Origin of the sequence: Brucella sp. RRSP16, assembly GCF_052246815.1 — a bacterium.
In the GTDB taxonomy this organism is placed as follows: Bacteria; Pseudomonadota; Alphaproteobacteria; order Rhizobiales; family Rhizobiaceae; genus Brucella; species Brucella intermedia.
In genome coordinates this window covers 471,079-495,092 of record NZ_JBQQAM010000001.1, presented here as the reverse complement: position 1 = coordinate 495,092, position 24,014 = coordinate 471,079, and the positions used below count along the sequence as shown (strand labels likewise).

The window sequence follows — 24,014 nt, the reverse complement described above, 5'->3', positions numbered from 1 at the left end:
TGTTCAAACTCGCACAGCCGCCAACCGTCATCGAAGGCCCGAGGCTCTCTCGCACTGCTAGGACGTGAAGTGGAGTTTTCGGTTGACCGCTTTTAACGGTGCGTTGCTTTTCTGTCCAGATAAGTACGCTGCGCCATAAAAGCAATTTCTGCTGAAAGACGTTAAAGCAGGCGCCTTTCATGCCGCAAGATTCTATCGCCCAAAAACAAGGCCCCGTGCGCATACACGGGGCCTTGGTAATTCAACCCGGACTGGCGATCCTACATTTCTGCGGCGTCGCCAGCGTCTTCTTCGGGTCCGCCATCTTCGAGAAACTGCTCGGCAATCAGTCCGGCATTCTGACGGAGTGTAGTTTCGATCTCGCGGGCCACTTCCGGGTTGTCCTTGAGATATTGCTTGGCGTTTTCACGGCCCTGCCCGAGCCGCTGGGAATTATAGGAGAACCACGCACCCGACTTTTCGACAACACCAGCCTTCACTCCAAGATCGACCAACTCACCGGTCTTGGAAACACCAGCCCCATACATGATGTCGAATTCGACCTGCTTGAAGGGCGGAGCAAGCTTGTTCTTGACGACCTTGACACGGGTCTGGTTGCCTACGACTTCATCACGTTCCTTGATCGAGCCGATACGGCGAATATCGAGACGAACCGAAGCATAAAACTTGAGAGCGTTACCGCCAGTCGTCGTTTCTGGCGAACCGAACATCACACCGATCTTCATGCGGATCTGGTTGATGAAGATCACCATGCAGTTGGAACGAGAGATAGACGCGGTAAGCTTGCGGAGCGCCTGGCTCATGAGACGTGCCTGAAGACCAGGCAGGGAGTCACCCATTTCACCTTCGATTTCGGCGCGAGGCGTCAAGGCAGCCACCGAGTCGACGACGAGAACGTCGATAGCGCCCGAACGCACGAGCGTATCGGTGATCTCAAGCGCCTGCTCGCCGGTATCCGGCTGCGAAATCAGCAGGTTTTCAAGATCAACGCCCAGCTTGCGGGCATAGACCGGATCGAGCGCATGTTCCGCATCGACGAATGCACAGATACCGCCCTTCTTCTGTGCCTCCGCGATCGTGTGCAGCGCCAGTGTCGTCTTACCGGAGCTTTCCGGGCCATAAATCTCGACAATACGTCCTTTAGGCAAGCCACCAACGCCGAGCGCGATGTCCAGCGAGAGCGATCCGGTCGATACTGTTTCGATCTCTACGACCTGATCGTTCTGGCCAAGGCGCATGATCGAGCCCTTGCCGAACGCCCTTTCAATCTGCGACAACGCCGCATCGAGAGCCTTAGTCTTGTCCACTGAATTTTCCTCAACAAGTCGCAATGAATTCTGAGACATCTTACACCATCCTCTTGTCTCGCTAGAAGCCCGGCAGGCTCGTTGCCACGATCTATTTGTATCTGTTTTGTTCTCATTTTGCAATGCCGTTAACCCATTGATTATAAACAATTCCGAAATTTTGTTCTTTAATCGTTCTCTAACATCAGTAATTACGAAAATAATCAAGCCATCCACCAATTAACTTGTTTCAAACCAAACCGCGGCCCCGACGATTCGCGAGAACAAACAAAAACGCAGCCCTTCTTGCGAAGGACTGCGTGATTGCAGTGACTGGTTTTGCGAAACGGAATCAGCTGGCAGCGCGGAGCGGCGAAATCTGGATTTCCACGCGGCGGTTCTGCGCGCGTCCTTCCGGTGTCGCATTGGTGGCAACCGGCTGGCTGGCTCCATAGCCGATGACGGCAAAACGACGTGGGTCGATGCCCTGCGAACCGAGATAGCTTGCAACCGAGGCGGCGCGGCGCTGCGACAAAGCCTGATTATGGCTGACGCTGCCCGTCGAATCGGTGTGGCCGTAGACGTCCACGAGCGTCTGATTGAACTTGCGCAGCACGATCGCGACCGAATTAAGCGTCGGATAGAACTGGCTTTTCACCTGATCTTGATCCGTATCGAAGGTGATGCTCGAAGGCATGTTCAGGATGATCTGGTCGCCATTACGGGTTACGGAAACGCCCGTGCCCTGCAACTGCGCGCGGAGCTCGTTTTCTTGGCGATCCATGTAATTGCCGATTGCACCACCACCGAGCGCACCGATACCGGCGCCGATCAGCACGGCATTGCGCTGCGCACGGCTCGAACCGCCGACCATCAGGCCGCCGAGAGCACCCACAGCCGCGCCGATCGCAGCACCACCGGCAGTGTTCGACATCTTCTGTTCCCCGGTATAAGGATCAGTGGTGCAGCCTGCGAGAAATGTGGCGGCGAAAAGGGCAATACCGGTCTTTTTCAGCATGAAATGGTCATCCTCGATTAGCGAATCCGCTCGCATGATAGTAGCGATTAAGGCCGGATGGTGTTTTGGATACGAGATTGAATCCAGCCAGTCGCTTTTTAACTGAAGCCTCCGCAATTGCGCAACTGCGCGGCGTAACGATTGGCCATTGATTGGGCGCGTTTTGCGCCATTGAGCGCCGTTGCATTCCCCCGCCAGGCGCCGCGTGCATAACCGCCATGGCCGGAATAGTAGGCGAGATACAGGCTATAGGCATCCCCACGATTGATCCCGTTCTTCAGATAGCTCTGGTAGTGATACCATCCGATGAAGTGGACCGCGTCCGCAAAATTGGTGCGCGATGCCGTCCAGCGACCGGTTTCGCGCTTGTAGCGGTCCCAGGTGCCATTCAGCGCCTGCGAATAGCCGTAGGCGCTGGAAGCCCGCTTCCACGGGATGATCCAGAGAATCTTGGTGCGCGGCGGCCGCGCATAGGGCTGGAAGCCGGATTCCGTATAGATCGTCGCCATCAGAACAGGAACCGGAACGCCGAACTCGCGTGAAACCCGCGTAGCGGCCGTCTGCCAGTTATTGAACCAACCGTCGCGTTGATCGAAGACCGCGCATACATTGTTGACCTGCCGTGGGGCGGTCGCGCAGCCTCCAAGGATCACGAGCGCGACGAGAAACAAAACGCGCATCATGGAAAACCTCGTCTCTTTGCAAAGATTGATAAAGCGTAAAAATTAAGAAGACCTTTCTAACGAGAGGTTGCCCCCTACCCGCCGCTTCAAACCCCTGTGAGAAACAAACAAGAGCCGCATCGAATGCGGACGCGGCTCGAGCTGTGGACAAGTGTGGATAACTATGGGGATAGTTCATTTTCAAATGAATAAGACGGTTCCGCTGAAACCGGTCTTCACCTGCGCCCCTGACGCTCCTGCCGTAACCGTGCCCAATATTCCAGGCGCTTGCGAATATCCCGTTCGAAGCCGCGCTCCGGCGGATCGTAGAATTTCTGCCTTCCCATGCTTTCCGGAAAATAATCCTGCCCCGAAAAAGCATCGGGCTGATCATGGTCATAGGCGTAGCCCTCGCCATAGCCCTCATTCTTCATCAGCTTGGTTGGCGCGTTGAGGATATGCTTCGGGGGCAGAAGCGAACCATTTTCCTTGGCTGCACGCATAGAGGCTTTATAGGCCATATAAACCGCATTCGACTTCGGGGCGGTCGCAAGGTAAACGCAGGCCTGCGCCAGCGCGAGTTCGCCTTCCGGTGACCCCAGATAATCATAGGCATCCTTGGCGGCATTGCAGATGACCAGGGCTTGCGGATCGGCAAGGCCGATATCTTCCACCGCCATACGCACAAGCCGTCGGCCGAGATAGAGCGGATCCTCGCCCGCATCGAACATACGCGAAAGATAATAGAGCGCCGCGTCGGGGTCCGATCCGCGAACGGATTTATGCAGCGCCGAAATCAGATTGTAATGCCCGTCCTGCCCCTTGTCGTAAACTGGAGCACGGCGCTGCACGACATCCTGTAATTTTTCTGCCGTAAACACTTCATCCGGACGGGCAGCGCGCCAGACTTCCTCGGCAAGCGTCAGCGCTGCGCGTCCGTCTCCATCAGCCATGCGGATGAGACTGGCCCGTGCTTCTTCGTCCAGTGGCAGCGGGCGTTCTTCCTGCTCCTCGGCGCGGGTTAGAAGTGTCGCGATGCTCTCGCCGTCATGCGGATGGAAGGTCAGCACCCTCGCCCGGGATAAAAGAGCGGCATTGAGTTCGAAAGACGGGTTCTCTGTCGTGGCGCCGATCAGGATTACGGTGCCGTCTTCCATGACCGGCAGAAAACTATCCTGCTGTGCGCGATTGAAGCGATGAATTTCGTCCACGAAAAGCAACGTTTGACGCCCGGACATACGACGTGCGCGCGCAGCTTCAAAAACCTTCTTGAGATCGGCAACGCCGGAAAAGATTGCCGAAATCTGTTCGAACGCCAGATCGGTCTCTCCGGCTAGCAACCGAGCAACCGTCGTCTTGCCGGTTCCCGGTGGCCCCCAGAAGATCATGGAGCCGAGCGACCCGGATGCGATCATGCGCGTCAGCACACCTTCAGGCCCTGTCAGATGTTCCTGCCCGGTCACTTCCGACAGATGTCTAGGACGCAGACGGTCAGCAAGCGGACGGTTCCGGTCCGCGTTCGGGTCTGCCGCTGCTGAGAAAAGATCGCTCATTCAATTGCTCTATCAAAAGACCATACCGCTTCAGGCATAATGCGGCCCGAAGCGGCATGCAACTTTTAGCGATCTGTCGGTATCGGTTTAACGCACAAACTGGCGCAACAGCATTCCGTTACGCTCCACCTCAAGCCGCCAGGCGAGACCGCGCCCCGCTTCCAGAATCGCGGTCAGATCTCCCACGGTCCGGATGGAGTTTCCGTTGATGCTGCGAACGATATCACCGGGACGCAAGCCGAGCCTTGCCGCCGGAGACCCGGAATAGACCTCAACGACCGCCACACCCTGACTGTCGCGCTTGAGGCGCAATTTTGCAGCGGTCGAAGGCGTGAGTTCAAGCACCGATGCACCAGCAAAGGGATTGTCGCCTTCGATAACCTGCGGCGCGGTTTCCTTGACCGCTGGCGCTTTGGAGAGCTTCACCGGGATGGTCTGATTTTTTCCGTTCCTCATGATTTCGATCGACACGGTGTTACCAATACCGGCCGTCGAAAGACGATAACCAAGAACGTCCTGGTTATCGACGCGGACGCCCTGGACGGACAAAACCACATCGCCGATTTTCAGCCCGGCGGTCTCAGCCGGTCCGCCTTTTGCGACTGCCGTGATCAAGGCCCCGTATGGCTTCTCCATACCGAGGCCTTCGGCCAGATCGGCGGTCACGCCCTGGAAAGTCGCGCCGATATAGGGGCGCTCGAAACTCGTGCTGCCATTCTGCGCAGCCTCGACAACGGCGCGAACCATGTTCGACGGAATCGCGAAGCCGATCCCAACCGAGCCGCCGGAACGCGAATAGATCGCGGTGTTGATCCCGATCAGGCGCCCGCGCATGTCGATCAGCGCACCGCCCGAATTGCCGGGATTGATGGCAGCATCGGTCTGGATGAAGAAATCGAAATCGGAAATCCCAACCTGAGTGCGCGATTGCGCGGAAACTATACCGCTCGTCACCGTCTGGCCCACGCCGAAGGGATTGCCAATCGCAAGCACCAGATCGCCGACTTCCACGTCATCAGAGTTACCGAGGCCGAGAACTGGAAACTTGTCCTTGGCTTCGATTTTCAGAACGGCAAGATCAGTGGTTTCGTCACGCAGAAGCAGCTTGCTTTCAAACTCGCGCCCATCCGACAGGGCGACCTTGATTTCATCCGCATCCTTGATGACGTGGTTGTTCGTCACCACGATGCCCGAACTCTCGACGATCACCCCGGAACCGAGCGATTGCTGGATGCGCGGCTTGCTTTCGCCAAACTGCCGTCCAAAAAACTGCTCGAAGAAAGGATCGCCCGCAAAGGGCGAACGCGCCTGCACCTGACGAGCGGCATAGACGTTCACAACAGCCGGCGTCGTTTCCTTCACAAGCGGAGCGAAGGACAACTGCATGTCGGCCCGGTTGAGCGGTATCTGTTTCTGTGGCGCCGCGGGCGCATCCTGCGCCATGGCAGAAGGAACAGCCAGACCGACCGATGCCAGCACGAGACCCAATATGCTTAAACGTCGCCAATTCATGCACATACTCCGCACTTATCAAGGTCTGCCGCTTCCACGAAGGAAGCAAGACTCGGGTGTTGAATGTAGTCAACTGAACGCAAGGATAAAGGGCCACATTGTGACCTGGAGCCATAAACCGTCGGTTTTTGGCGCATGCTGCCCCGCAAAAAAACATGAACGGTCAAGAACACAAACAAAAAGGGCCGCACAAGGCGGCCCTTTGATTGATCAGAAATCAGCGCAGATTATGCTGCGTCTGCTTCCGCAGCCTGTTCGGCTTCGACGCGGGCGCGGTCAGCCTTGCCCTTTGCATCGACGTCGCGTTCCACGAATTCGACAACTGCCAGAGGCGCATTGTCGCCAGCGCGGAAGCCAGCCTTCATGATGCGGATGTAGCCACCGTTGCGGGTCGCATAGCGAGCAGCCAGCGTATCGAACAGCTTTGCGACGAGCTTGACGTCGCGAATAGCCGAGATAGCCTGACGGCGGGCATGCAGATCGCCGCGCTTGCCGAGCGTGACAAGCTTTTCAACGATCGGGCGAATTTCCTTAGCTTTTGGAAGCGTCGTCACAATCTGCTCGTGTTCGATAAGCGAAGCAGCCATGTTGGCGAACATCGCCTTGCGGTGCGAGGCAGTGCGGTTCAGCTTACGGTATCCGTTACCGTGACGCATGAGCCTTCTCCTTAATTAGTTCTAGCCGGATAGCCGGTCTTAATATTGGTCTTCGTAGCGCTTTGCGAGATCTTCGATATTTTCCGGCGGCCAGGACGGGATTTCCATACCGAGATGGAGACCCATCGATGCCAGAACTTCCTTGATCTCGTTGAGCGACTTGCGGCCGAAATTCGGAGTCCGCAGCATCTCGGCTTCCGTCTTCTGGATCAGATCACCGATGTAGACGATGTTGTCGTTCTTCAGGCAGTTTGCCGAACGGACGGACAGTTCGAGTTCGTCCACCTTCTTGAGCAGAGCCGGGTTGAAAGCCAGTTCCGCAACCTGTTCCTGCGGAGCTTCCTTCTGCGGCTCTTCGAAGTTGACGAAGATCGCCAGCTGGTCCTGGAGAATACGAGCAGCGTATGCCACTGCGTCTTCACCGCTGACCGAGCCGTTTGTCTCGATGTTCAGCGTCAGCTTGTCATAATCAAGAACCTGACCTTCACGGGTGTTCTCGATCTTGTACGACACCTTGCGAACCGGGGAATACAGGCTGTCGACCGGGATAAGCCCGATCGGAGCGTCTTCCGCGCGGTTGCGGTCGGCAGGCACATAGCCCTTGCCGGTGTTGACGGTGAATTCCATGCGGATTTCAGCGCCTTCGTCCAGCGTGCAGATGACGTGATCCGGGTTCAGGATCTCGACATCGCCGACAGTCTGAATGTCGCCAGCCGTAACAACGCCTGGGCCTTCCTTGCGGACGACCATGCGCTTCGGGCCCTCGCCTTCCATGCGGATGGCGATTTCCTTGACGTTCAGAACGATATCCGTAACGTCTTCGCGGACGCCCGGGATCGAAGAGAATTCATGCAGAACGCCATCGATCTGAATGGCGGTCACGGCAGCGCCGCGAAGCGACGACAGAAGCACGCGACGCAGGGCATTGCCGAGCGTCAGACCGAAGCCGCGTTCCAGCGGTTCAGCAACGACGGTTGCATGCGTGCGGGAGCCGTTGGTGATGAAATCGACCTTGTTCGGCTTGATAAGTTCCTGCCAGTTCTTCTGGATCATGTGAGTATCCCTCTATCAATCGTCGCTACTATCCTATCGTAGCGATCAAGTGAAGAAACCGCAGAGGAGCCCCGAACTTCAAAAGCCCGAGGCTCATACGGCATGTGAACGAGGATTAGACCCGGCGCTTCTTGCGCGGACGGCAACCGTTGTGCGGGATCGGCGTAACATCGCGGATCGACGTGATCACAAAGCCGGCAGCCTGAAGGGCGCGCAGCGCGGATTCACGGCCAGAGCCCGGTCCGCAAACCTCGACTTCGAGGGAGCGCATGCCATGTTCCTGTGCCTTCTTGGCGCAGTCTTCGGCAGCGATCTGAGCGGCAAACGGGGTCGACTTGCGCGAACCCTTGAAACCCTGAGCACCGGCAGACGACCAGGCAATCGCATTGCCCTGAGCATCCGTAATGGTGATCATGGTGTTGTTGAACGTCGAATTTACGTGGGCAACGCCCGACGAGATGTTTTTACGCTCGCGACGGCGAACGCGCGTGGCTTCCTTGGCCATGACAGTCCTTTCAATCGATCTCTACACCGCCGTAATTCCAGCGGCTACACCGGTCCTCAAGAAAGGACCAGCATCAAACCCAACCGGCGCACCGGAAGGGCTCGACGGAACATGCGTCCCGTCGAAATTACTTCTTCTTGCCTGCGATTGCCTTCGCCGGACCCTTGCGGGTGCGTGCGTTGGTGTGCGTGCGCTGGCCGCGAACCGGCAGCGAACGACGATGACGCAGACCGCGGTAGCAGCCCAGATCCATCAGGCGCTTGATATTCATCGAAACTTCACGACGCAGGTCACCTTCGACCTGGTAGTCGGCATCGATTGCTTCGCGGATCTGAAGGACTTCAGCATCCGACAGCTGGTTAACGCGACGATCGTCAGCAATGCCGACCTTCGTTACGATTTCCCGAGCAAATTTCGGTCCGATCCCGTGGATGTACTGAAGCGCAATAACAACGCGCTTGTTCGTCGGGATGTTGACGCCAGCGATACGTGCCACGTCTGTTCTCCTTGAGTTATAAAAATTTCCATCTGGCAGATGCGATCAACCAGACAGCATTAAATGACCGGTACCGGCCTCTTTCGATTTCCGCCGATACCCGCCATTCAAAACCAGTTGAAGTGGCGCAGTCTTTGACGGAATCGCCCGAAAAAGTCAACTCTTAACTGTCCGTAAAGCCATCAAACCGGCCTGACAGGCAATTCAAGCAACTTCTGGAAGCAATAAACGGGCAGAAAACGCTTCACGCATTCCCTGCCCGTATTGGAACAAGGCTTCTTCAAGCCTCATCAATTTTTACGCCGGAACGAGAATTCTCTCGATTTCGGCGGTAACTTCTTCAACCGGCGCCATGCCATTGATGACGCGCAGTTCACCGGTTCCCGCATAATAGCTAGAAAGCGGCGCTGTCTTTTCGCGGTATTCCACGAGACGCTTGCGGAAAGCTTCGGGATTGTCGTCCGAACGGACCTGACCACCCTTGGCGATCGTCTCGTTCACGCGGCTCTCCATCCGCTTGACCAGGGCATTCTCGTCAACCTTCAGCTCGATCACTGCATCGAGCTTGAGGCCCTTGCCTGCCAACATGGTTCCCAGAGCCTGGGCTTGCGGCACCGTGCGAGGGTAACCGTCAAGGATGAACCCGTTCGCGCAATCCGGAGCATCGATGCGCTCCGATACGATCTGGTTCACGATCTCGTCGGAAACCAGTTGCCCGGCGTCCATCACGGCCTTGGCGCGCTTCCCGATCTCGCTCTGCTGGGCGACTGCTGCACGCAGCATGTCGCCGGTCGAGAGCTGAGGAATTCCATGCTTCTTGGTAAGAAGTCCAGCCTGCGTCCCCTTACCTGCTCCGGGCGGCCCAAGAAGTATCAGTCTCATTTATTGCGTTTCCCACCTCTGAGTTTGGACTTCTTGATCAACCCTTCATACTGATGGGCGATCAGATGCCCCTGAATTTGCGCAACCGTGTCGAGCGTCACGCTCACAACGATCAGCAGCGAGGTGCCACCAAGATAGAAGGGCACACCGGTTGCGGAAATCAGGAATTCCGGCAGGAGACAGACAAGCACGATATAGATGGCGCCGACAACAGTGATACGTGTCAGCACATAGTCTATGTATTCGGCGGTGCGCTCACCCGGACGAATGCCCGGAATAAAGCCGGAATGCTTCTTGAGCTGGTCAGCGGTGTCCTTGGGATTGAACACAATGGCCGTATAGAAGAAGCAGAAGAATGCCATCAATGCAGCATAGAACAGCATGTAGAGCGGCTGTCCGTGACCAAGCGCATTGAGAATGGTCGTCGCCCAGGCAGGCATTTCCGTCGTGTTGGCGAAGCCGGCAACAGTCGCAGGCAGAAGCAGCAGCGACGAAGCGAAAATCGGAGGAATAACGCCTGCAGTATTGAGCTTCAGCGGCAGATGCGAAGTGTCGCCCTGGAACATGCGATTGCCGACCTGACGCTTCGGATACTGGATCAGAAGACGACGCTGCGCACGTTCGACGAAAACGATGACCGCAATCAGCACGATAGCAAGAATGATGACGCCCAGAATAAGGCCCGTCGACAGCGCGCCGGTACGGCCGAGTTCCAGTGTACCGGAAATTGCGTGCGGCAGATTTGCGACGATACCAGAGAAGATGATCAGCGAAATACCGTTGCCGATACCGCGCGCAGTGATCTGCTCGCCGAGCCACATCAGGAACATCGTGCCACCCACAAGGGTAATCACCGACGAGACCATGAAGAAAGGTCCGGGGCTGGTAACGATGCCGTTACCGGACTGCAAACCGACCGAAATCGCGTAGGCCTGAACAAGCGCCAGAAGCACCGTGCCGTAACGCGTGTACTGATTGATGATCTTGCGACCCGCCTCGCCTTCCTTCTTCAGCGCTTCAAGCGACGGCACAACGGACGTCATGAGCTGCACGATAATGGAGGCAGAGATATAAGGCATGATGCCGAGCGCGAAAATGGCCATACGGCCCACGGCGCCACCGGCAAACATGTTGAAGAGCCCGAGCACACCTTGGCTATGCTGCTGGAAAGCCTGCGCAAGCGCGTCAGGATTGATGCCGGGAAGCGGAATATAGGTGCCGAACCGGTATACGAGCAAAGCACCCAGCGTGAACCAGATGCGCTTCTTGAGTTCTTCTGCCTTCGAGAAAGCCGAAAAATTGAGATTGGAAACTAGCTGTTCAGCAGCCGATGCCATTAAATTTCTCCGGTGAAAAGTCTCCGGTCCTCCGCCCCCGTCAGCGCAATCTATAGCGGTCGCGCCTCGAGACTAAAAAGACCCTACCCAGATATGCGCATTGGCATAAATGTGCAAGCGGCGGCACTAAGGCCGCCGCTTTTTATTTTTGTATCGAAGCCTTATTCGGCAGCGGCTTCAGGAAGCTTGATGCTACCGCCGGCTTTTTCGATCTTTTCAACCGCAGCCTTGGAAGCACCGGCGACCTCGAAGGCAACCTTTGCCTTCAGTTCGCCGTCCGAAAGGATGCGAACGCCGTCCTTGGCGCGACGAATCACGCCGGCAGCCTTCAGCGAATCGAGGTTCACAACAGCCTTGGCGTCGAGCTTGCCTGCATCGATAGCGGCCTGAATACGGCCGAGCGACACAACGTTGAAGCTCTTTGCAAAGATGTTGGTGAAGCCGCGCTTCGGCAGACGGCGGTAGATTGGCATCTGGCCGCCTTCGAAGCCATTGATCGAAACGCCCGAACGGGACTTCTGACCCTTGACGCCGCGACCACCGGTCTTGCCGGTGCCCGAACCGATACCGCGACCAACGCGCTTGCGCGCCTTGACCGAACCTGGCTTGTCACGCAGATCGTTGAGTTTCATATCTCTATCTCCCTGCGCTATCACGCCTCGTCCACAACGCGAACGAGGTGTGGAAGCTTGGCGATCATGCCACGGACTGCCGGAGTATCTTCCAGCGTGCTGCGGCGGTGCATTTTATTAAGACCCAGACCGATCAGCGTTGCGCGCTGCTCGGCTGGACGACGGATTGGGCTTCCGATCTGCTCGACCGTAACCGTCTTGCCCTTCTTCTCAGCCATCACTCAAATCCCTTGTCTATGGCGTATCCGGTGGCCTGAGCGGCCCCGGACGAACACAAACTATCGGCTATTCTTCCGAACCGACCACATCATGGCGGCGAGCCTGAAGGGTCGAGTACTTGATGCCGCGCTGTGCAGCGATGTCCTTCGGATGCATCTGATGCTTCAGAGCATCGAACGTCGCACGAACCATGTTGTAAGGGTTCGACGAACCGAGCGACTTGGCGACAACGTCCTGAACGCCGAGCGTTTCGAACACTGCACGCATCGGACCACCGGCGATGATACCCTTACCAGCAGGAGCTGCGCGAAGCAGAACCTTACCGGCGCCGTGACGGCCTTCAACATCGTGATGCAGCGTACGGCCCGAACGCAGCGGTACGAAGATCATGTCGCGCTTAGCGGCTTCGGTAGCCTTGCGGATAGCTTCCGGCACTTCACGTGCCTTGCCATGACCGAAGCCTACGCGGCCCTTCTGATCGCCAACAACGACGAGCGCAGCAAAACCGAAGCGACGGCCGCCCTTGACGACCTTGGCAACACGGTTGATGTGAACGAGCTTATCGACGAATTCGCTGTCGCGCTCCTCACGGCCGCGATCTTCGCGGTTACGTTCTCTCTGTGCCATATCCTGATTTCCTTTTTCTTTTCCGGAAGCACAAATGCTAATTAGAAGCTGAGGCCGCTTTCGCGAGCAGCTTCGGCGAGAGCCTTCACACGGCCGTGGTAAATGAATGCACCACGGTCGAACACTACGTCCTTGACGCCAGCCTTGACGGCACGCTCAGCAACCAGCTTGCCAACGGCAGCGGCTGCTGCGGAGTCGGCACCGGTCTTGAGCTTGCCCTTGAGGTCGCCATCGAGGGTCGAAGCGGCCGCAAGCGTAACGCCGCGGACGTCGTCGATGATCTGGGCGTAGATGTTCTTGGAAGAACGGTGCACGCTGAGACGCGGACGGCCATTGGCGACAGCCTTGACCTGGCGGCGTACACGAGCAGCGCGACGCTGCAAAGTTTCTTTTGGCGATGCCATGACGCGCTTCCCTTACTTCTTCTTGCCTTCTTTGCGGACGATCTTCTCGCCAGCATACTTGACGCCCTTGCCCTTGTAAGGCTCGGGGCCGCGATATTCGCGGATCTCAGCCGCGACCTGACCGACCTGCTGCTTGTCGATACCCGAAACGACGATTTCCGTCGGCTTCGGAACAGCAACAGTAATGCCAGCAGGCACGTCGTAGACCACTTCGTGGCTGAAGCCGAGCGAAAGCTGCAGGTTCTTGCCCTGCATGGCAGCGCGGTAACCGACGCCGCTGATTTCGAGCTTCTTTTCAAAGCCGTCCTTCACGCCAACAAAAATGTTGGAGATCATAGTGCGGGACATGCCCCACTTCGAACGAGCTTCCTTCGACTGGTCGCGTGGATCGACACTTACAGCGCCGTCTTCCATCTTGACCAGAACTTCATCGTGCACGACGAAGGAGAGTTCACCCTTCGCGCCCTTTGCCTTGACGATCTGCCCATCAACACTGGCGGTCACGCCTGCCGGGACCGGCACGGGTTTTTTACCGATACGAGACATTTTGATACCTGTCTTTTATCTGTTCGCTGTCAACCGCATCAGAAGATGCGGCAGAGCAGCTCACCACCAACGTTTTGTTCACGGGCTTCATGATCCGCCATCACGCCCTTCGGCGTGGAGAGGATCGAGATGCCGAGGCCGTTCGCGACCTGCGGGATCGACTTGACCGACACGTAAACGCGACGGCCAGGCTTCGATACGCGGCTGATCTCACGGATAACCGGAACACCTTCGTAGTACTTCAGTTCAATTTCGATCTCGGCCTTGCCGTTCACGAATTCACTCTGCGTGTATCCGCGGATGTAGCCTTCAGACTGAAGGACATCCAGAACGCGAGCGCGCAGCTTGGAAGCCGGGGTCGTAACCTTGGTCTTCTTGCGGCCTACTGCGTTGCGAATACGGGTCAGCATATCGCCGATAGGATCTGACACAGACATATGCTACTCCTTACCAGCTCGACTTGACGATGCCCGGTACCTGACCGAGCGAACCCAACTGACGGAGCGCGATACGCGACATCTTCAGTTTACGGTAGTAACCACGCGGACGGCCCGAAACTTCGCAACGATTGCGAATACGAACCTTCGATGAATTGCGCGGCAGTTCGGCAAGCCGGATGGTGGCGCGGAAGCGCTCTTCCAGCGGAAGGCCCTGATCCATTACGATCGCCTTCAGACGTGCACGCTTGCCAGCGTGACGCTTAACCAACTTTTCGCGGCGCTTGTTTTTTTCGACTGCGCTAGTCTTGGCCATATTAATATACCTCGCTACGCTTGCCGTTACTGCCGGAAGGGGAAGTTGAATGCACGCAGAAGAGCGCGCGCTTCATCATCCGTCTTGGCGGTCGTGCAAACGATGATGTCCATGCCCCAGATCTGATCAACCTTATCGTAGTTGATTTCCGGAAACACGATGTGCTCCTTGATGCCCATGGCATAGTTGCCGCGGCCGTCAAAGCTCTTCGGGTTCAGGCCGCGGAAGTCGCGGACGCGAGGAAGAGCGATCGTGACAAGACGATCAAGGAATTCGTACATGCGGTCCTGGCGAAGGGTAACCTTCGTGCCGATCGGCATGCCCTCACGCAACTTGAACGTTGCGATCGAGTTACGGGCGCGGGTCACGACGGCCTTCTGGCCGGCGATCTGGCTGAGGTCTTCAGCAGCAACCGCAGGCTTCTTGGAATCGCCAGTGGCTTCGCCAACGCCCATGTTGAGGACAACCTTGGTGATGCGCGGAATCTGCATCTCGTTGTCGTATTTGAATTCTTCAAGCAGAGCCTTACGAATGTTTTCATTGTAAAGCTTCTTGAAGCGGGGAAGTGCCTTAGCTTCAGCCATCGATCAGCGCTCCAGAACGTTTTGCGACACGAACCTTCTTGCCGTCCTCGACGCGGAAACCGACGCGAGTCGGCTTGCCGTCCTTGGGGTCAGCAATTGCCAGGTTGGAAAGGTGGATCGGCGCTTCCTTGGAGATAATGCCGGCTTCCTGGGTCTGGGTCTGACGCTGATGGCGCTTTACAATGTTGATACCGCGAACGAGCGCCTGCTCATCCTTCGGCATAACCTTGAGAACTTCGCCCTTACGGCCCTTGTCCTTACCGGACAGCACGACAACGCTGTCGCCTTTGCGAATCTTCTGCATCGTCTTGCTTCCTTACAGAACTTCCGGAGCCAGCGAGATGATCTTCATGTGGTTCTTTGCGCGGAGTTCGCGCGGAACCGGTCCGAAGATACGCGTGCCGATTGGCTCTTTCTTGTTATCGATGAGAACGGCTGCATTGTTATCGAAACGAATAACGCTGCCGTCCGGACGACGGATGTCCTTGGCGGTGCGTACAACAACCGCCTTCATCACGTCACCCTTTTTGACGCGGCCGCGCGGAATAGCTTCCTTGATCGACACCACAATGATGTCGCCAACGGAAGCGTAACGCCGCTTCGAGCCGCCCAGCACCTTGATGCACATGACACGACGTGCGCCGGAATTATCCGCCACGTCGAGGTTTGTTTGCATCTGAATCATGACTGGCCGCCTTCTTTCCTCTCAGCTGGTTAAGGGCTCCTGCCCTACCTAAGCTGCGTGTTTATAATTTAGCCTGCTGCTTCGTTCGTCAGAACGACCCAGCGTTTGTCCTTCGAGATCGGAGCCGATTCCTGGATGGAAACGAAATCGCCGACCTTGAACTGGTTGTTTTCGTCATGCGCCTTGTATTTCTTAGACTGACGCACGGTCTTCTGGAGGAGCGGATGCGAATAGCGGCGCTCAACCTTGACCACAACAGTCTTGTCATTCTTGTCGCTGACGACAACGCCCTGCAGAACGCGTTTAGGCATCATATTCTTCCTTATGCCTTGCTTGCGGCCGCCTTCTGGCGGGCAATAGTCTTGATACGCGCGATGTCGCGGCGAACCTGCTTCACGCGCGCGGTTTTTTCGAGCTGGCCGGTGGCCTTCTGAAAGCGCAGGTTGAACTGCTCTTTCTTCAGGGTGCCCAGCTCGTCATTCAGTTGATCGAGGCTCTTCGCCCGAACGTCTGCGGCTTTCATAGTTGCCTCTCTCTTATTCAGCAATGCGCTGGATAAAGCGCGTCTTGATCGGCAACTTTGCGGCGCCGAGTCTGAGGGCTTCGCGTGCCACATCTTCGGGTACGCCGTCAAGCTCAAACATCACGCGACCTGGTGCCACACGGCATGCCCAGTAGTCAACCGAACCCTTACCTTTACCCATACGGACTTCAGTAGGCTTCGAAGTTACCGGCAGGTCCGGGAAGATGCGGATCCACACGCGACCGGCACGCTTCATGTGACGGGTGATCGCGCGGCGGGCCGCTTCGATCTGACGTGCAGTGACGCGTTCCGGCTCAACGGCCTTCAAACCGAATGCACCGAAATTCAGATCCGTGCCGCCTTTCGAGTTGCCGTGAATACGGCCCTTGAACTGCTTGCGGAACTTGGTGCGCTTAGGCTGCATCATTGTTCTCTACTCCAAATTTCTCGCCCGCGGCCCGCTTTTTAAGCGTTTTCGCGGCGGCGGTTCGACGAGGAACCCTGATTGTCACCCTCGACCGCACGACGCTCGGAAGCCATCGGATCGTGTTCAAGGATTTCGCCCTTGAAGACCCAGACCTTCACGCCGCAGATACCATAAGCGGTCTTCGCTTCTGCCGTGCCGTAGTCAATATCGGCGCGCAGCGTATGAAGCGGAACGCGACCTTCACGGTACCATTCCATGCGAGCGATTTCCGCGCCACCCAGACGACCCGAGCAGTTGATACGGATACCTTCGGCTCCAAGACGCATTGCCGACTGAACGGCACGCTTCATGGCGCGACGGAATGCCACACGGCGTTCGAGCTGCTGAGCGATCGACTGGGCGATCAGCGTAGCGTCGATTTCCGGCTTGCGAACTTCAACGATATTGAGCGACGTATCGGCATTGGTCATCTCGGAAAGCTTCTTGCGGAGCTTCTCGATGTCTGCACCCTTCTTGCCGATGATGATGCCCGGACGAGCCGAATGGATCGTCACGCGGCACTTCTTGTGCGGACGCTCGATAACGATCTTGGAGATCGCGGCCTGCTTGAGTTCCTCGGTGAGGAATTCGCGGATCTTGACATCTTCATGCAGCAGCTTGCCGTACTCACCGGTATTCGCGTACCAACGCGAATCCCAGGTGCGGTTAATGCCGAGACGAAGACCGATCGGATTAATCTTCTGACCCATTATGCGGCCTCCCCTTTTTCCGCGACTTCGCGGACAACAATGGTGAGATGCGAAAACGGCTTCTCGATCCGGCTTGCACGGCCACGTCCGCGGACATGGAAGCGCTTCATGACGATCGACTTGCCGACATAAGCTTCGGCGACGATCAGAGCATCGACGTCGAGGTCATGGTTGTTTTCAGCGTTCGCAATTGCGGACTGAAGCGTCTTCTTGACCGTATCGGCGATCCGCTTGCGCGAGAACGTCAGATCGGCAAGTGCCGCATTCACCTTCTTGCCGCGGATCATGCTCGCAACAAGGTTCAGCTTCTGCGGGCTGACGCGCAGCGTGCGGGCAACAGCTTGCGCTTCGTTGTCCTTGAGCTGACGGGGAGCTTTAGCCTTGCCCATCGTTACTTCCTCTTCGACTTCTTGTCCGCGCCGTGACCGTAATAGGTACGCGTAGGCGCGAATTCACCGAACTTGTGTCCGACCATTTCTTCCGAAACCGACACCGGCACATGCTTGTTGCCGTTGTAAACGCCGAAAGTCAGGCCGACAAACTGCGGCAGGATGGTGGAGCGGCGGCTCCACATCTTGATAACTTCATTACGACCGCCTTCGCGTACCTTCTCAGCCTTCTTGAGAAGATAGCCGTCGACAAACGGACCTTTCCAAACTGAACGAGCCACTTCAGACTACCTCTCTTACTTCTTGCGCTGATGGCGCGAACGCATGATGAACTTGTCGGTCGCCTTGTTCGAGCGCGTCTTCTTGCCCTTCGTAGGCTTGCCCCACGGAGTGACAGGGTGACGACCACCCGAGGTACGACCTTCACCACCACCATGCGGGTGATCGACCGGGTTCATTGCAACGCCGCGAACGTGCGGACGCTTGCCACGCCATACCGAACGACCGGCCTTACCGTCGTTGATGTTGCCGTGGTCCGGGTTGGATACTGCACCGACCGAAGCAAAGCAGGCACCTGGAACCAGACGCTGTTCACCGGAATTGAGGCGCAGAATGGCCATGCCCTGATCGCGACCGACGAGCTGTGCGTAGGTGCCAGCCGAACGAGCGATCTGACCGCCCTTGCCCGGCTTCAGCTCGACGTTGTGGATGATCGTGCCAACCGGCATGGAAGCGAGCGGCATTGCGTTGCCCGGCTTCACGTCGACGGAGTTGCCGGCAATAACCTTGTCGCCAACAGCAAGACGCTGCGGAGCCAGGATGTATGCCAGTTCACCGTCTTCATAACGGATCAGCGCGATGAACGCGGTGCGGTTCGGATCGTATTCCAGGCGTTCTACGGTGCCGACAACGTCAAGCTTGCGGCGCTTGAAGTCGATGAAACGGTACGAACGCTTGTGACCGCCGCCCTGAAAGCGGACAGTGATACGACCGGTGTTGTTACGGCCACCCTTCTTGGACAGACCTTCGGTCAGGGACTTGACCGGCTTGCCCTTGTAGAGTTCCGAACGGTCCACGATGACCAGCTGACGCTGGCCTGGCGTGATCGGATTAAAATGCTTGAGTGCCATTGTCTCTTACTCCATGGCCTCTCAGAGACCGGTCGAAACGTCGATGCTCTGGCCTTCGGCCAAAGTAACGATCGCTTTCTTGACGTCGCTCTGGCGCCCGATAAGGCCGCGGAAACGCTTGACCTTACCCTTGCGCACTGCAGTGTTGACTGCGGTAACCTTGACGCCGAACAGCGCTTCGACTGCAGCCTTGATTTCCGGCTTCGTTGCCTTGCGGGCTACGTTGAAGACAACCTGGTTGTGTTCGGAAACCATGGTGGACTTCTCAGTGATAACCGGGCTGACGATCACGTCGTAATGGCGAAGATCAGTCATTTGAAACGCTCCTCGAGGGCTTCGACAGCCGCCTTGGAAAGAACGAGCTTGCCACGGCGAAGGATGTCGTAAACATTGATGCCCTGCACTGGCAGAACGTCGATGTTCGGGATGTTCGAAGCCGCGCGCTGGAAGTTCGCATCGATCTCTGCACCGCCGATGAGGAGTGCGTTTTCGAGACCGAGCTTGGCGAACTGTGAAACAAGCTGCTTCGTCTTGGCTTCCGTGGCAGCCAGATCATCGATAATGATCAGGTCAGATGCCTTTGCCTTTGCAGACAGGGCATGACGCAGGCCAAGAGCGCGAACCTTCTTCGGCAGATCGTGATCGTGCGAACGGACAACCGGTCCGTGAGCCTGACCACCGCCGCGGAACTGCGGTGCGCGAGCCGAATGGTGACGAGCGCGGCCCGTACCCTTCTGCTTGTACATCTTGGCGCCGGTGCGGCTTACGTCGCCACGGCCCTGAGCCTTATGGGAGCCCTGCTGGCGGCGAGCCAGCTGCCAGCGCACGACGCGCTGAAGAATGTCGTCACGCGGGTCCAGGCCGAAGATTTCTTCGTTCAGCTTGACCTTGCCGGCATCCTTGCCTTCAAGAGTGGTAATCGTGAGATCCATTATTCGGCTCCCTCAGTCGCGACAGCTTCAGCCTTCGCGGCACCTGCACGCAGAGCGGCCGGCTTCGGCGCGTTCTCAGGCAGCGAAACCTTTACCGCGTCGCGTACGATGATCCAGGCACCCTTGGAGCCCGGAACCGCACCGCGAACCAGGATCAGGCCGCGATCGCTGTCCGTCGAGACAACTTCAATATTCTGCGTGGTTACGCGGGTCTGGCCCATGTGACCAGCCATCTTCTTGCCCTTGAACACCTTACCCGGGTCCTGACGCTGACCGGTCGAGCCGTGAGCGCGGTGGGTAATGGAGTTACCGTGCGAAGCACGATGGCCACCGAAGTTATGACGCTTCATAACACCGGCAAAGCCCTTACCGATCGAAGTACCCGTCACATCGACCTTCTGGCCGGCGACGAAGTGTTCGGCGGTGATTTCAGCGCCGACTTCGAGGAGGTTATCCGGCGAAACGCGGAATTCCGCGACCTTCGCCTTAGGCTCGACCTCGGCCTTCGCGAAATGACCGCGCATAGCCTTGGACGTGTTCTTTACTTTGGCGATACCAACGCCAAGCTGAACAGCCGTGTAACCGTTCTTTTCAACTGTACGCTGAGCTACCACGTGGCAATTCTCCATGCGGAGAACCGTCACCGGCACATGCTCGCCGGCGTCGTTATAGACGCGGGTCATGCCCAGCTTCTGTGCAATAACACCTGAACGCATCGGGTTCGTTCCTTCCGTCCTCAAGCCGATTAAAGCTTGATCTCGACATCGACACCGGCGGACAGATCGAGCTTCATCAGCGCGTCCACCGTCTGCGGGGTCGGGTCAACGATATCGAGAAGACGCTTGTGCGTGCGCATCTCGAACTGCTCGCGGCTCTTCTTGTCGATGTGCGGCGACCGGTTAACCGTGAACTTCTCGATCCGTGTTGGAAGCGGGATCGGTCCGCGCACATTTGCACCGGTACGCTTGGCAGTCGACACGATTTCCCGCGTCGAAGCGTCAAGGATCCGATGATCAAACGCCTTCAGGCGAATGCGGATGTTTTGACCGTTCATTTCATCTGTTCCTTGTTACGCGGAAACGCCCGCTCTTGAGCGAGCGTTCCTGCACAAACCTTCATTACTCGATGATCGAGGAGACGATGCCTGCACCGACGGTGCGGCCGCCTTCACGGATAGCGAAGCGGAGCTTCTCTTCCATGGCGATCGGCACGATCAGCTGCACGTCCATGGCGACGTTATCGCCAGGCATGACCATTTCCGTGCCAGCCGGCAGCGTGACAACGCCCGTCACGTCCGTCGTGCGGAAGTAGAACTGCGGACGGTAGTTCGTGAAGAACGGCGTATGACGGCCACCTTCGTCCTTGGTCAGAATGTAGGCTTCTGCCTTGAACTTGGTGTGCGGCTTCACAGAACCCGGCTTGCAGAGAACCTGGCCGCGTTCAACGTCTTCACGGCCAACGCCGCGGATCAGCGCGCCGATGTTGTCGCCAGCCTGGCCCTGATCGAGCAGTTTGCGGAACATTTCAACGCCGGTAACCGTCGTCTTCGCCGTCGCCTTGATGCCGACGATTTCAACTTCTTCACCAACCTTGACGATACCGCGCTCAACGCGACCCGTCACAACCGTGCCACGACCCGAGATCGAGAACACGTCTTCGATCGGCATGAGGAACGGCTGGTCGATCGGACGCTCCGGGGTCGGAATGTAGTCGTCAACAGCAGCCATCAGCGAACGAACGGCGTCTTCGCCCAGTTCCTTCGAGGAATCTTCAAGAGCAGCAAGAGCCGAACCCTTGATGATCGGGATTTCGTCGCCAGGGAATTCGTACTTCGACAGAAGTTCGCGAACTTCCAGTTCAACCAGTTCGAGCAGTTCTGCGTCGTCAACCTGGTCGCACTTGTTGAGGAACACTACGATTGCCGGAACGCCAACCTGACGGGCGAGCAGGATGTGCTCGCGGGTCTGCGGCATCGGGCCGTCAGCAGCCGAAACCACCAGGATCGCGCCGTCCATCTGGGCAGCGCCGGTGATCATGTTCTTCACATAGTCGGCGTGGCCGGGGCAGTCGACGTGTGCGTAGTGACGGTTTGCGGTTTCGTACTCGACGTGAGCCGTCGAGATCGTGATGCCGCGGGCGCGCTCTTCAGGAGCGGCGTCGATCTGGTCATACGCCTTGAACTCACCAAAGAACTTGGTGATCGCTGCAGTCAGCGACGTCTTGCCATGGTCAACGTGACCAATCGTGCCGATGTTAACGTGGGGCTTCGTACGTTCAAACTTACTCTTTGCCATTTGAGCTCTCCGTAAATTTAGCCTGCTCAGGCATTCTTTTAATTGGGAGCGTGACCCTTAGATCACGCAAACTTCTTCTGGATTTCCTGTGCGACCGCCGTCGGAACCGGCTCATAATGGTCGAACTGCATCGTGTACTGTGCACGGCCCTGGGACATCGAACGCAGCGAGTTCACGTAACCAAACATGTTAGCCAGCGGAACCATTGCATTGACGACCGTGGCGATGCCGCGGGCTTCGGTGCCGGAAATCTGACCGCGACGCGAGTTCAGATCGCCGATGACGTCACCAACGTAATCTTCCGGCGTGACAACCTCGACCTTCATGATCGGTTCGAGGAGCTGTGCGCCAGCCTTCTGCGCACCTTCACGGAACGCTGCACGGGACGCGATTTCGAAGGCGAGAACAGACGAGTCAACGTCATGGTACGCACCGTCGATCAGGGTGGCCTTCACGCCGAGCATCGGGAAGCCAGCCAGCGGGCCTGCACCCATGACGCTTTCGATACCCTTCTGGACACCCGGAATGTATTCCTTCGGAACCGAGCCGCCGACGATCTTCGATTCGAAGATGAAATCGTCGCCATCATGCGGTTCGAAGATGATCTTGACGCGAGCGAACTGACCCGAACCACCCGACTGCTTCTTGTGGGTGTAATCGATTTCAGCCTGACGGGTGATCGATTCACGGTAAGCAACCTGCGGAGCCCCGACGTTGGCTTCAACCTTGAATTCGCGCTTCATGCGATCGACGAGAATGTCGAGGTGAAGTTCGCCCATGCCGGCGATGATGGTCTGACCGGATTCTTCGTCCGACTTGACGCGGAAAGAAGGATCTTCGGCAGCTAGACGATTGAGCGCGATGCCCATCTTTTCCTGGTCGGCCTTGGTCTTCGGTTCGATAGCGATTTCGATAACCGGATCCGGGAATTCCATGCGCTCGAGGATAACCGGCTTCAGCGGATCGCAGAGCGTATCGCCAGTGGTGGTTTCCTTGAGGCCAGCCAGAGCAACGATGTCGCCAGCAAAAGCTTCTTCGATGTCTTCACGGCTGTTGGAGTGCATCTGCAGCATACGGCCGATACGCTCACGCTTGCCCTTGACGGTGTTTTCGAGCGAAATGCCCTTGGTCAGCTTGCCCGAGTAAATACGAGCGAAGGTCAGCGAACCAACGAACGGGTCGTTCATGATCTTGAATGCGAGCATCGAAAGCGGTGCTTCATCCGAAGATTCACGGGTGGTTTCGCTTTCCGTCTTGACGTCGATGCCCTTGATGGCAGGAACATCGGTCGGAGCCGGAAGGAATTCCACAACAGCGTCGAGAAGCGGCTGAATGCCACGGTTCTTGAACGCGGTGCCGCAAAGAACCGGATGGAACTTGACGTCGATGGTGCCCTTACGGATCAGAGCGCGCAGCTCGTCATTCGTAGGCATGGTGCCTTCGAGATAGGCTTCCATTGCAGCTTCGTCGATTTCCACGGCCAGCTCGATGAGCTTTTCGCGATATTCTTCAGCCTTGTCCTTCAGATGGGCAGGAATTTCACCAACCGTCGCAGCTGCGCCGATGGTGCCATCCCAGGTCAGGGCCTTCATTTCGATCAGGTCGATGACGCCTTCGAACTCGTTTTCAGCGCCGATCGGCAGCTGAACCGGAAGTGCTACTGCGCCAAGACGCGAACCGACCATTTCTACGCAACGGTAGAAATCGGCACCGATCTTGTCCATCTTGTTGACGAAGACCATACGCGGGACGTGGTACTTTTCAGCCTGACGCCACACGGTTTCGGTCTGGGGCTCAACGCCAGCGTTGGCGTCGAGCAGCGCGATTGCGCCGTCGAGAACGCGCAGGCTGCGCTCAACTTCAATCGTGAAGTCAACGTGACCAGGCGTGTCGATGATGTTGAAACGGCGCTTCTTACCATCACGGCCCTGCCAGAACGTGGTCGTAGCAGCGGAAGTGATCGTGATACCGCGTTCCTGTTCCTGCTCCATCCAGTCCATGGTCGACGCACCATCGTGGGTTTCGCCGATCTTGTGGTTCTTACCGGTATAGAACAGAATGCGCTCGGTCATCGTCGTCTTACCGGCGTCGATGTGAGCCATGATACCGAAATTGCGGTAGTCTTCGATTTTATATTCGCGGGCCATGATAGTCGCTCTT

Annotated in this window: 34 protein-coding genes; all 34 read right to left on the bottom strand. The window is 57.1% G+C overall.

Annotation, left to right across the window (positions count from 1 at the left end):
- Window positions 1-260: 260 nt before the first annotated feature.
- On the bottom strand, window positions 261-1,346 hold the full coding sequence (recA, locus tag ACS5UA_RS02365; protein ID WP_006471638.1) for a recombinase RecA: 1,086 nt from the start codon (window positions 1,344-1,346) through the stop codon (window positions 261-263).
- A 292-nt stretch (window positions 1,347-1,638) separates the two neighbouring features.
- On the bottom strand, window positions 1,639-2,304 hold the full coding sequence (locus ACS5UA_RS02360; protein WP_006471639.1) for an OmpA family protein: 666 nt from the start codon (window positions 2,302-2,304) through the stop codon (window positions 1,639-1,641).
- Between the two features lie 98 nt (window positions 2,305-2,402).
- Window positions 2,403-2,987 carry a transglycosylase SLT domain-containing protein gene (locus tag ACS5UA_RS02355; protein ID WP_006466997.1) on the bottom strand — a complete coding sequence of 195 codons (585 nt, stop codon included), beginning with the start codon at window positions 2,985-2,987 and terminating at the stop codon, window positions 2,403-2,405.
- A 215-nt stretch (window positions 2,988-3,202) separates the two neighbouring features.
- Entirely contained in the window at window positions 3,203-4,519 is a 1,317-nt protein-coding gene (locus ACS5UA_RS02350; RefSeq protein ID WP_021585279.1) for a replication-associated recombination protein A, read from the bottom strand.
- A gap of 87 nt (window positions 4,520-4,606) precedes the next feature.
- Window positions 4,607-6,031: a DegQ family serine endoprotease gene (locus tag ACS5UA_RS02345; RefSeq protein ID WP_025089486.1), complete on the bottom strand. Its 1,425-nt coding sequence runs from the start codon at window positions 6,029-6,031 to the stop codon at window positions 4,607-4,609.
- Window positions 6,032-6,258: 227 nt separating this feature from the next.
- The gene (rplQ, locus tag ACS5UA_RS02340) at window positions 6,259-6,687 is read right to left on the bottom strand and encodes a 50S ribosomal protein L17 (protein WP_006467000.1); all 429 of its coding nucleotides are present in this window, start codon (window positions 6,685-6,687) and stop codon (window positions 6,259-6,261) included.
- Window positions 6,688-6,726: 39 nt separating this feature from the next.
- Window positions 6,727-7,740 carry a DNA-directed RNA polymerase subunit alpha gene (locus tag ACS5UA_RS02335; RefSeq protein WP_006467001.1) on the bottom strand — a complete coding sequence of 338 codons (1,014 nt, stop codon included), beginning with the start codon at window positions 7,738-7,740 and terminating at the stop codon, window positions 6,727-6,729.
- Between the two features lie 115 nt (window positions 7,741-7,855).
- A complete protein-coding gene (rpsK, locus tag ACS5UA_RS02330) occupies window positions 7,856-8,245 on the bottom strand; it encodes a 30S ribosomal protein S11 (protein WP_002964339.1) in 390 nt (129 codons plus the stop codon).
- Window positions 8,246-8,372: 127 nt separating this feature from the next.
- Window positions 8,373-8,741: a 30S ribosomal protein S13 gene (gene rpsM, locus ACS5UA_RS02325; protein WP_006467002.1), complete on the bottom strand. Its 369-nt coding sequence runs from the start codon at window positions 8,739-8,741 to the stop codon at window positions 8,373-8,375.
- A 297-nt stretch (window positions 8,742-9,038) separates the two neighbouring features.
- Window positions 9,039-9,623 carry an adenylate kinase gene (locus tag ACS5UA_RS02320; protein ID WP_006467003.1) on the bottom strand — a complete coding sequence of 195 codons (585 nt, stop codon included), beginning with the start codon at window positions 9,621-9,623 and terminating at the stop codon, window positions 9,039-9,041.
- On the bottom strand, window positions 9,620-10,960 hold the full coding sequence (gene secY, locus ACS5UA_RS02315) for a preprotein translocase subunit SecY (protein WP_006467005.1): 1,341 nt from the start codon (window positions 10,958-10,960) through the stop codon (window positions 9,620-9,622). The genes ACS5UA_RS02320 and secY overlap by 4 nt, the downstream gene beginning before the upstream one ends.
- A 161-nt stretch (window positions 10,961-11,121) precedes the next feature.
- Window positions 11,122-11,592: a 50S ribosomal protein L15 gene (gene rplO, locus ACS5UA_RS02310; RefSeq protein WP_002964343.1), complete on the bottom strand. Its 471-nt coding sequence runs from the start codon at window positions 11,590-11,592 to the stop codon at window positions 11,122-11,124.
- 20 nt (window positions 11,593-11,612) lie between these two features.
- Window positions 11,613-11,810 (bottom strand): 50S ribosomal protein L30, encoded by a 198-nt coding sequence (gene rpmD / locus ACS5UA_RS02305; RefSeq protein WP_002967737.1) that lies wholly within the window; start codon window positions 11,808-11,810, stop codon window positions 11,613-11,615.
- Window positions 11,811-11,877: 67 nt separating this feature from the next.
- Window positions 11,878-12,438, bottom strand: coding sequence for a 30S ribosomal protein S5 (gene rpsE, locus ACS5UA_RS02300; RefSeq protein WP_006467009.1), 561 nt, complete (start codon window positions 12,436-12,438; stop codon window positions 11,878-11,880).
- A 41-nt stretch (window positions 12,439-12,479) separates the two neighbouring features.
- Window positions 12,480-12,842, bottom strand: a complete 363-nt coding sequence (rplR, locus tag ACS5UA_RS02295) for a 50S ribosomal protein L18 (RefSeq protein WP_006467011.1) — start codon at window positions 12,840-12,842, stop codon at window positions 12,480-12,482.
- A gap of 12 nt (window positions 12,843-12,854) precedes the next feature.
- A complete protein-coding gene (rplF, locus tag ACS5UA_RS02290) occupies window positions 12,855-13,388 on the bottom strand; it encodes a 50S ribosomal protein L6 (RefSeq protein WP_006467012.1) in 534 nt (177 codons plus the stop codon).
- Window positions 13,389-13,426: 38 nt separating this feature from the next.
- Window positions 13,427-13,825, bottom strand: a complete 399-nt coding sequence (rpsH, locus tag ACS5UA_RS02285) for a 30S ribosomal protein S8 (RefSeq protein WP_006467014.1) — start codon at window positions 13,823-13,825, stop codon at window positions 13,427-13,429.
- 10 nt (window positions 13,826-13,835) lie between these two features.
- Window positions 13,836-14,141, bottom strand: coding sequence for a 30S ribosomal protein S14 (rpsN, locus tag ACS5UA_RS02280; RefSeq protein ID WP_006467018.1), 306 nt, complete (start codon window positions 14,139-14,141; stop codon window positions 13,836-13,838).
- Window positions 14,142-14,167: 26 nt separating this feature from the next.
- Window positions 14,168-14,725, bottom strand: a complete 558-nt coding sequence (gene rplE, locus ACS5UA_RS02275; protein WP_006467019.1) for a 50S ribosomal protein L5 — start codon at window positions 14,723-14,725, stop codon at window positions 14,168-14,170.
- A complete protein-coding gene (rplX, locus tag ACS5UA_RS02270) occupies window positions 14,718-15,029 on the bottom strand; it encodes a 50S ribosomal protein L24 (protein WP_006467020.1) in 312 nt (103 codons plus the stop codon). Before rplX ends, rplE begins: the two co-directional genes overlap by 8 nt.
- A 12-nt stretch (window positions 15,030-15,041) precedes the next feature.
- The gene (gene rplN / locus ACS5UA_RS02265) at window positions 15,042-15,410 is read right to left on the bottom strand and encodes a 50S ribosomal protein L14 (protein ID WP_004683923.1); all 369 of its coding nucleotides are present in this window, start codon (window positions 15,408-15,410) and stop codon (window positions 15,042-15,044) included.
- Between the two features lie 68 nt (window positions 15,411-15,478).
- Window positions 15,479-15,721: a 30S ribosomal protein S17 gene (gene rpsQ, locus ACS5UA_RS02260; protein WP_006467021.1), complete on the bottom strand. Its 243-nt coding sequence runs from the start codon at window positions 15,719-15,721 to the stop codon at window positions 15,479-15,481.
- 11 nt (window positions 15,722-15,732) lie between these two features.
- Complete coding sequence (gene rpmC, locus ACS5UA_RS02255) at window positions 15,733-15,933, bottom strand: 50S ribosomal protein L29 (RefSeq protein ID WP_006467022.1); 201 nt, start codon at window positions 15,931-15,933, stop codon at window positions 15,733-15,735.
- A gap of 13 nt (window positions 15,934-15,946) precedes the next feature.
- Entirely contained in the window at window positions 15,947-16,360 is a 414-nt protein-coding gene (gene rplP / locus ACS5UA_RS02250) for a 50S ribosomal protein L16 (RefSeq protein WP_006467023.1), read from the bottom strand.
- Between the two features lie 38 nt (window positions 16,361-16,398).
- A complete protein-coding gene (gene rpsC, locus ACS5UA_RS02245; RefSeq protein WP_006467024.1) occupies window positions 16,399-17,109 on the bottom strand; it encodes a 30S ribosomal protein S3 in 711 nt (236 codons plus the stop codon).
- Complete coding sequence (gene rplV / locus ACS5UA_RS02240) at window positions 17,109-17,498, bottom strand: 50S ribosomal protein L22 (protein WP_006467025.1); 390 nt, start codon at window positions 17,496-17,498, stop codon at window positions 17,109-17,111. The genes rpsC and rplV overlap by 1 nt, the downstream gene beginning before the upstream one ends.
- Window positions 17,499-17,500: 2 nt before the next feature.
- The gene (gene rpsS, locus ACS5UA_RS02235; RefSeq protein WP_006467026.1) at window positions 17,501-17,779 is read right to left on the bottom strand and encodes a 30S ribosomal protein S19; all 279 of its coding nucleotides are present in this window, start codon (window positions 17,777-17,779) and stop codon (window positions 17,501-17,503) included.
- A 15-nt stretch (window positions 17,780-17,794) separates the two neighbouring features.
- On the bottom strand, window positions 17,795-18,628 hold the full coding sequence (gene rplB / locus ACS5UA_RS02230; RefSeq protein WP_006467027.1) for a 50S ribosomal protein L2: 834 nt from the start codon (window positions 18,626-18,628) through the stop codon (window positions 17,795-17,797).
- A 21-nt stretch (window positions 18,629-18,649) separates the two neighbouring features.
- A complete protein-coding gene (locus ACS5UA_RS02225) occupies window positions 18,650-18,943 on the bottom strand; it encodes a 50S ribosomal protein L23 (protein ID WP_006467028.1) in 294 nt (97 codons plus the stop codon).
- Window positions 18,940-19,560, bottom strand: a complete 621-nt coding sequence (rplD, locus tag ACS5UA_RS02220; RefSeq protein WP_006467029.1) for a 50S ribosomal protein L4 — start codon at window positions 19,558-19,560, stop codon at window positions 18,940-18,942. The genes ACS5UA_RS02225 and rplD overlap by 4 nt, the downstream gene beginning before the upstream one ends.
- Complete coding sequence (gene rplC / locus ACS5UA_RS02215) at window positions 19,560-20,276, bottom strand: 50S ribosomal protein L3 (RefSeq protein WP_006471643.1); 717 nt, start codon at window positions 20,274-20,276, stop codon at window positions 19,560-19,562. The genes rplD and rplC overlap by 1 nt, the downstream gene beginning before the upstream one ends.
- A gap of 29 nt (window positions 20,277-20,305) precedes the next feature.
- Window positions 20,306-20,614, bottom strand: a complete 309-nt coding sequence (gene rpsJ, locus ACS5UA_RS02210) for a 30S ribosomal protein S10 (protein WP_002964363.1) — start codon at window positions 20,612-20,614, stop codon at window positions 20,306-20,308.
- Between the two features lie 64 nt (window positions 20,615-20,678).
- Window positions 20,679-21,854, bottom strand: a complete 1,176-nt coding sequence (gene tuf, locus ACS5UA_RS02205; RefSeq protein ID WP_006467031.1) for an elongation factor Tu — start codon at window positions 21,852-21,854, stop codon at window positions 20,679-20,681.
- Between the two features lie 62 nt (window positions 21,855-21,916).
- Entirely contained in the window at window positions 21,917-24,001 is a 2,085-nt protein-coding gene (gene fusA, locus ACS5UA_RS02200) for an elongation factor G (RefSeq protein ID WP_021587209.1), read from the bottom strand.
- Window positions 24,002-24,014 lie beyond the last annotated feature (13 nt).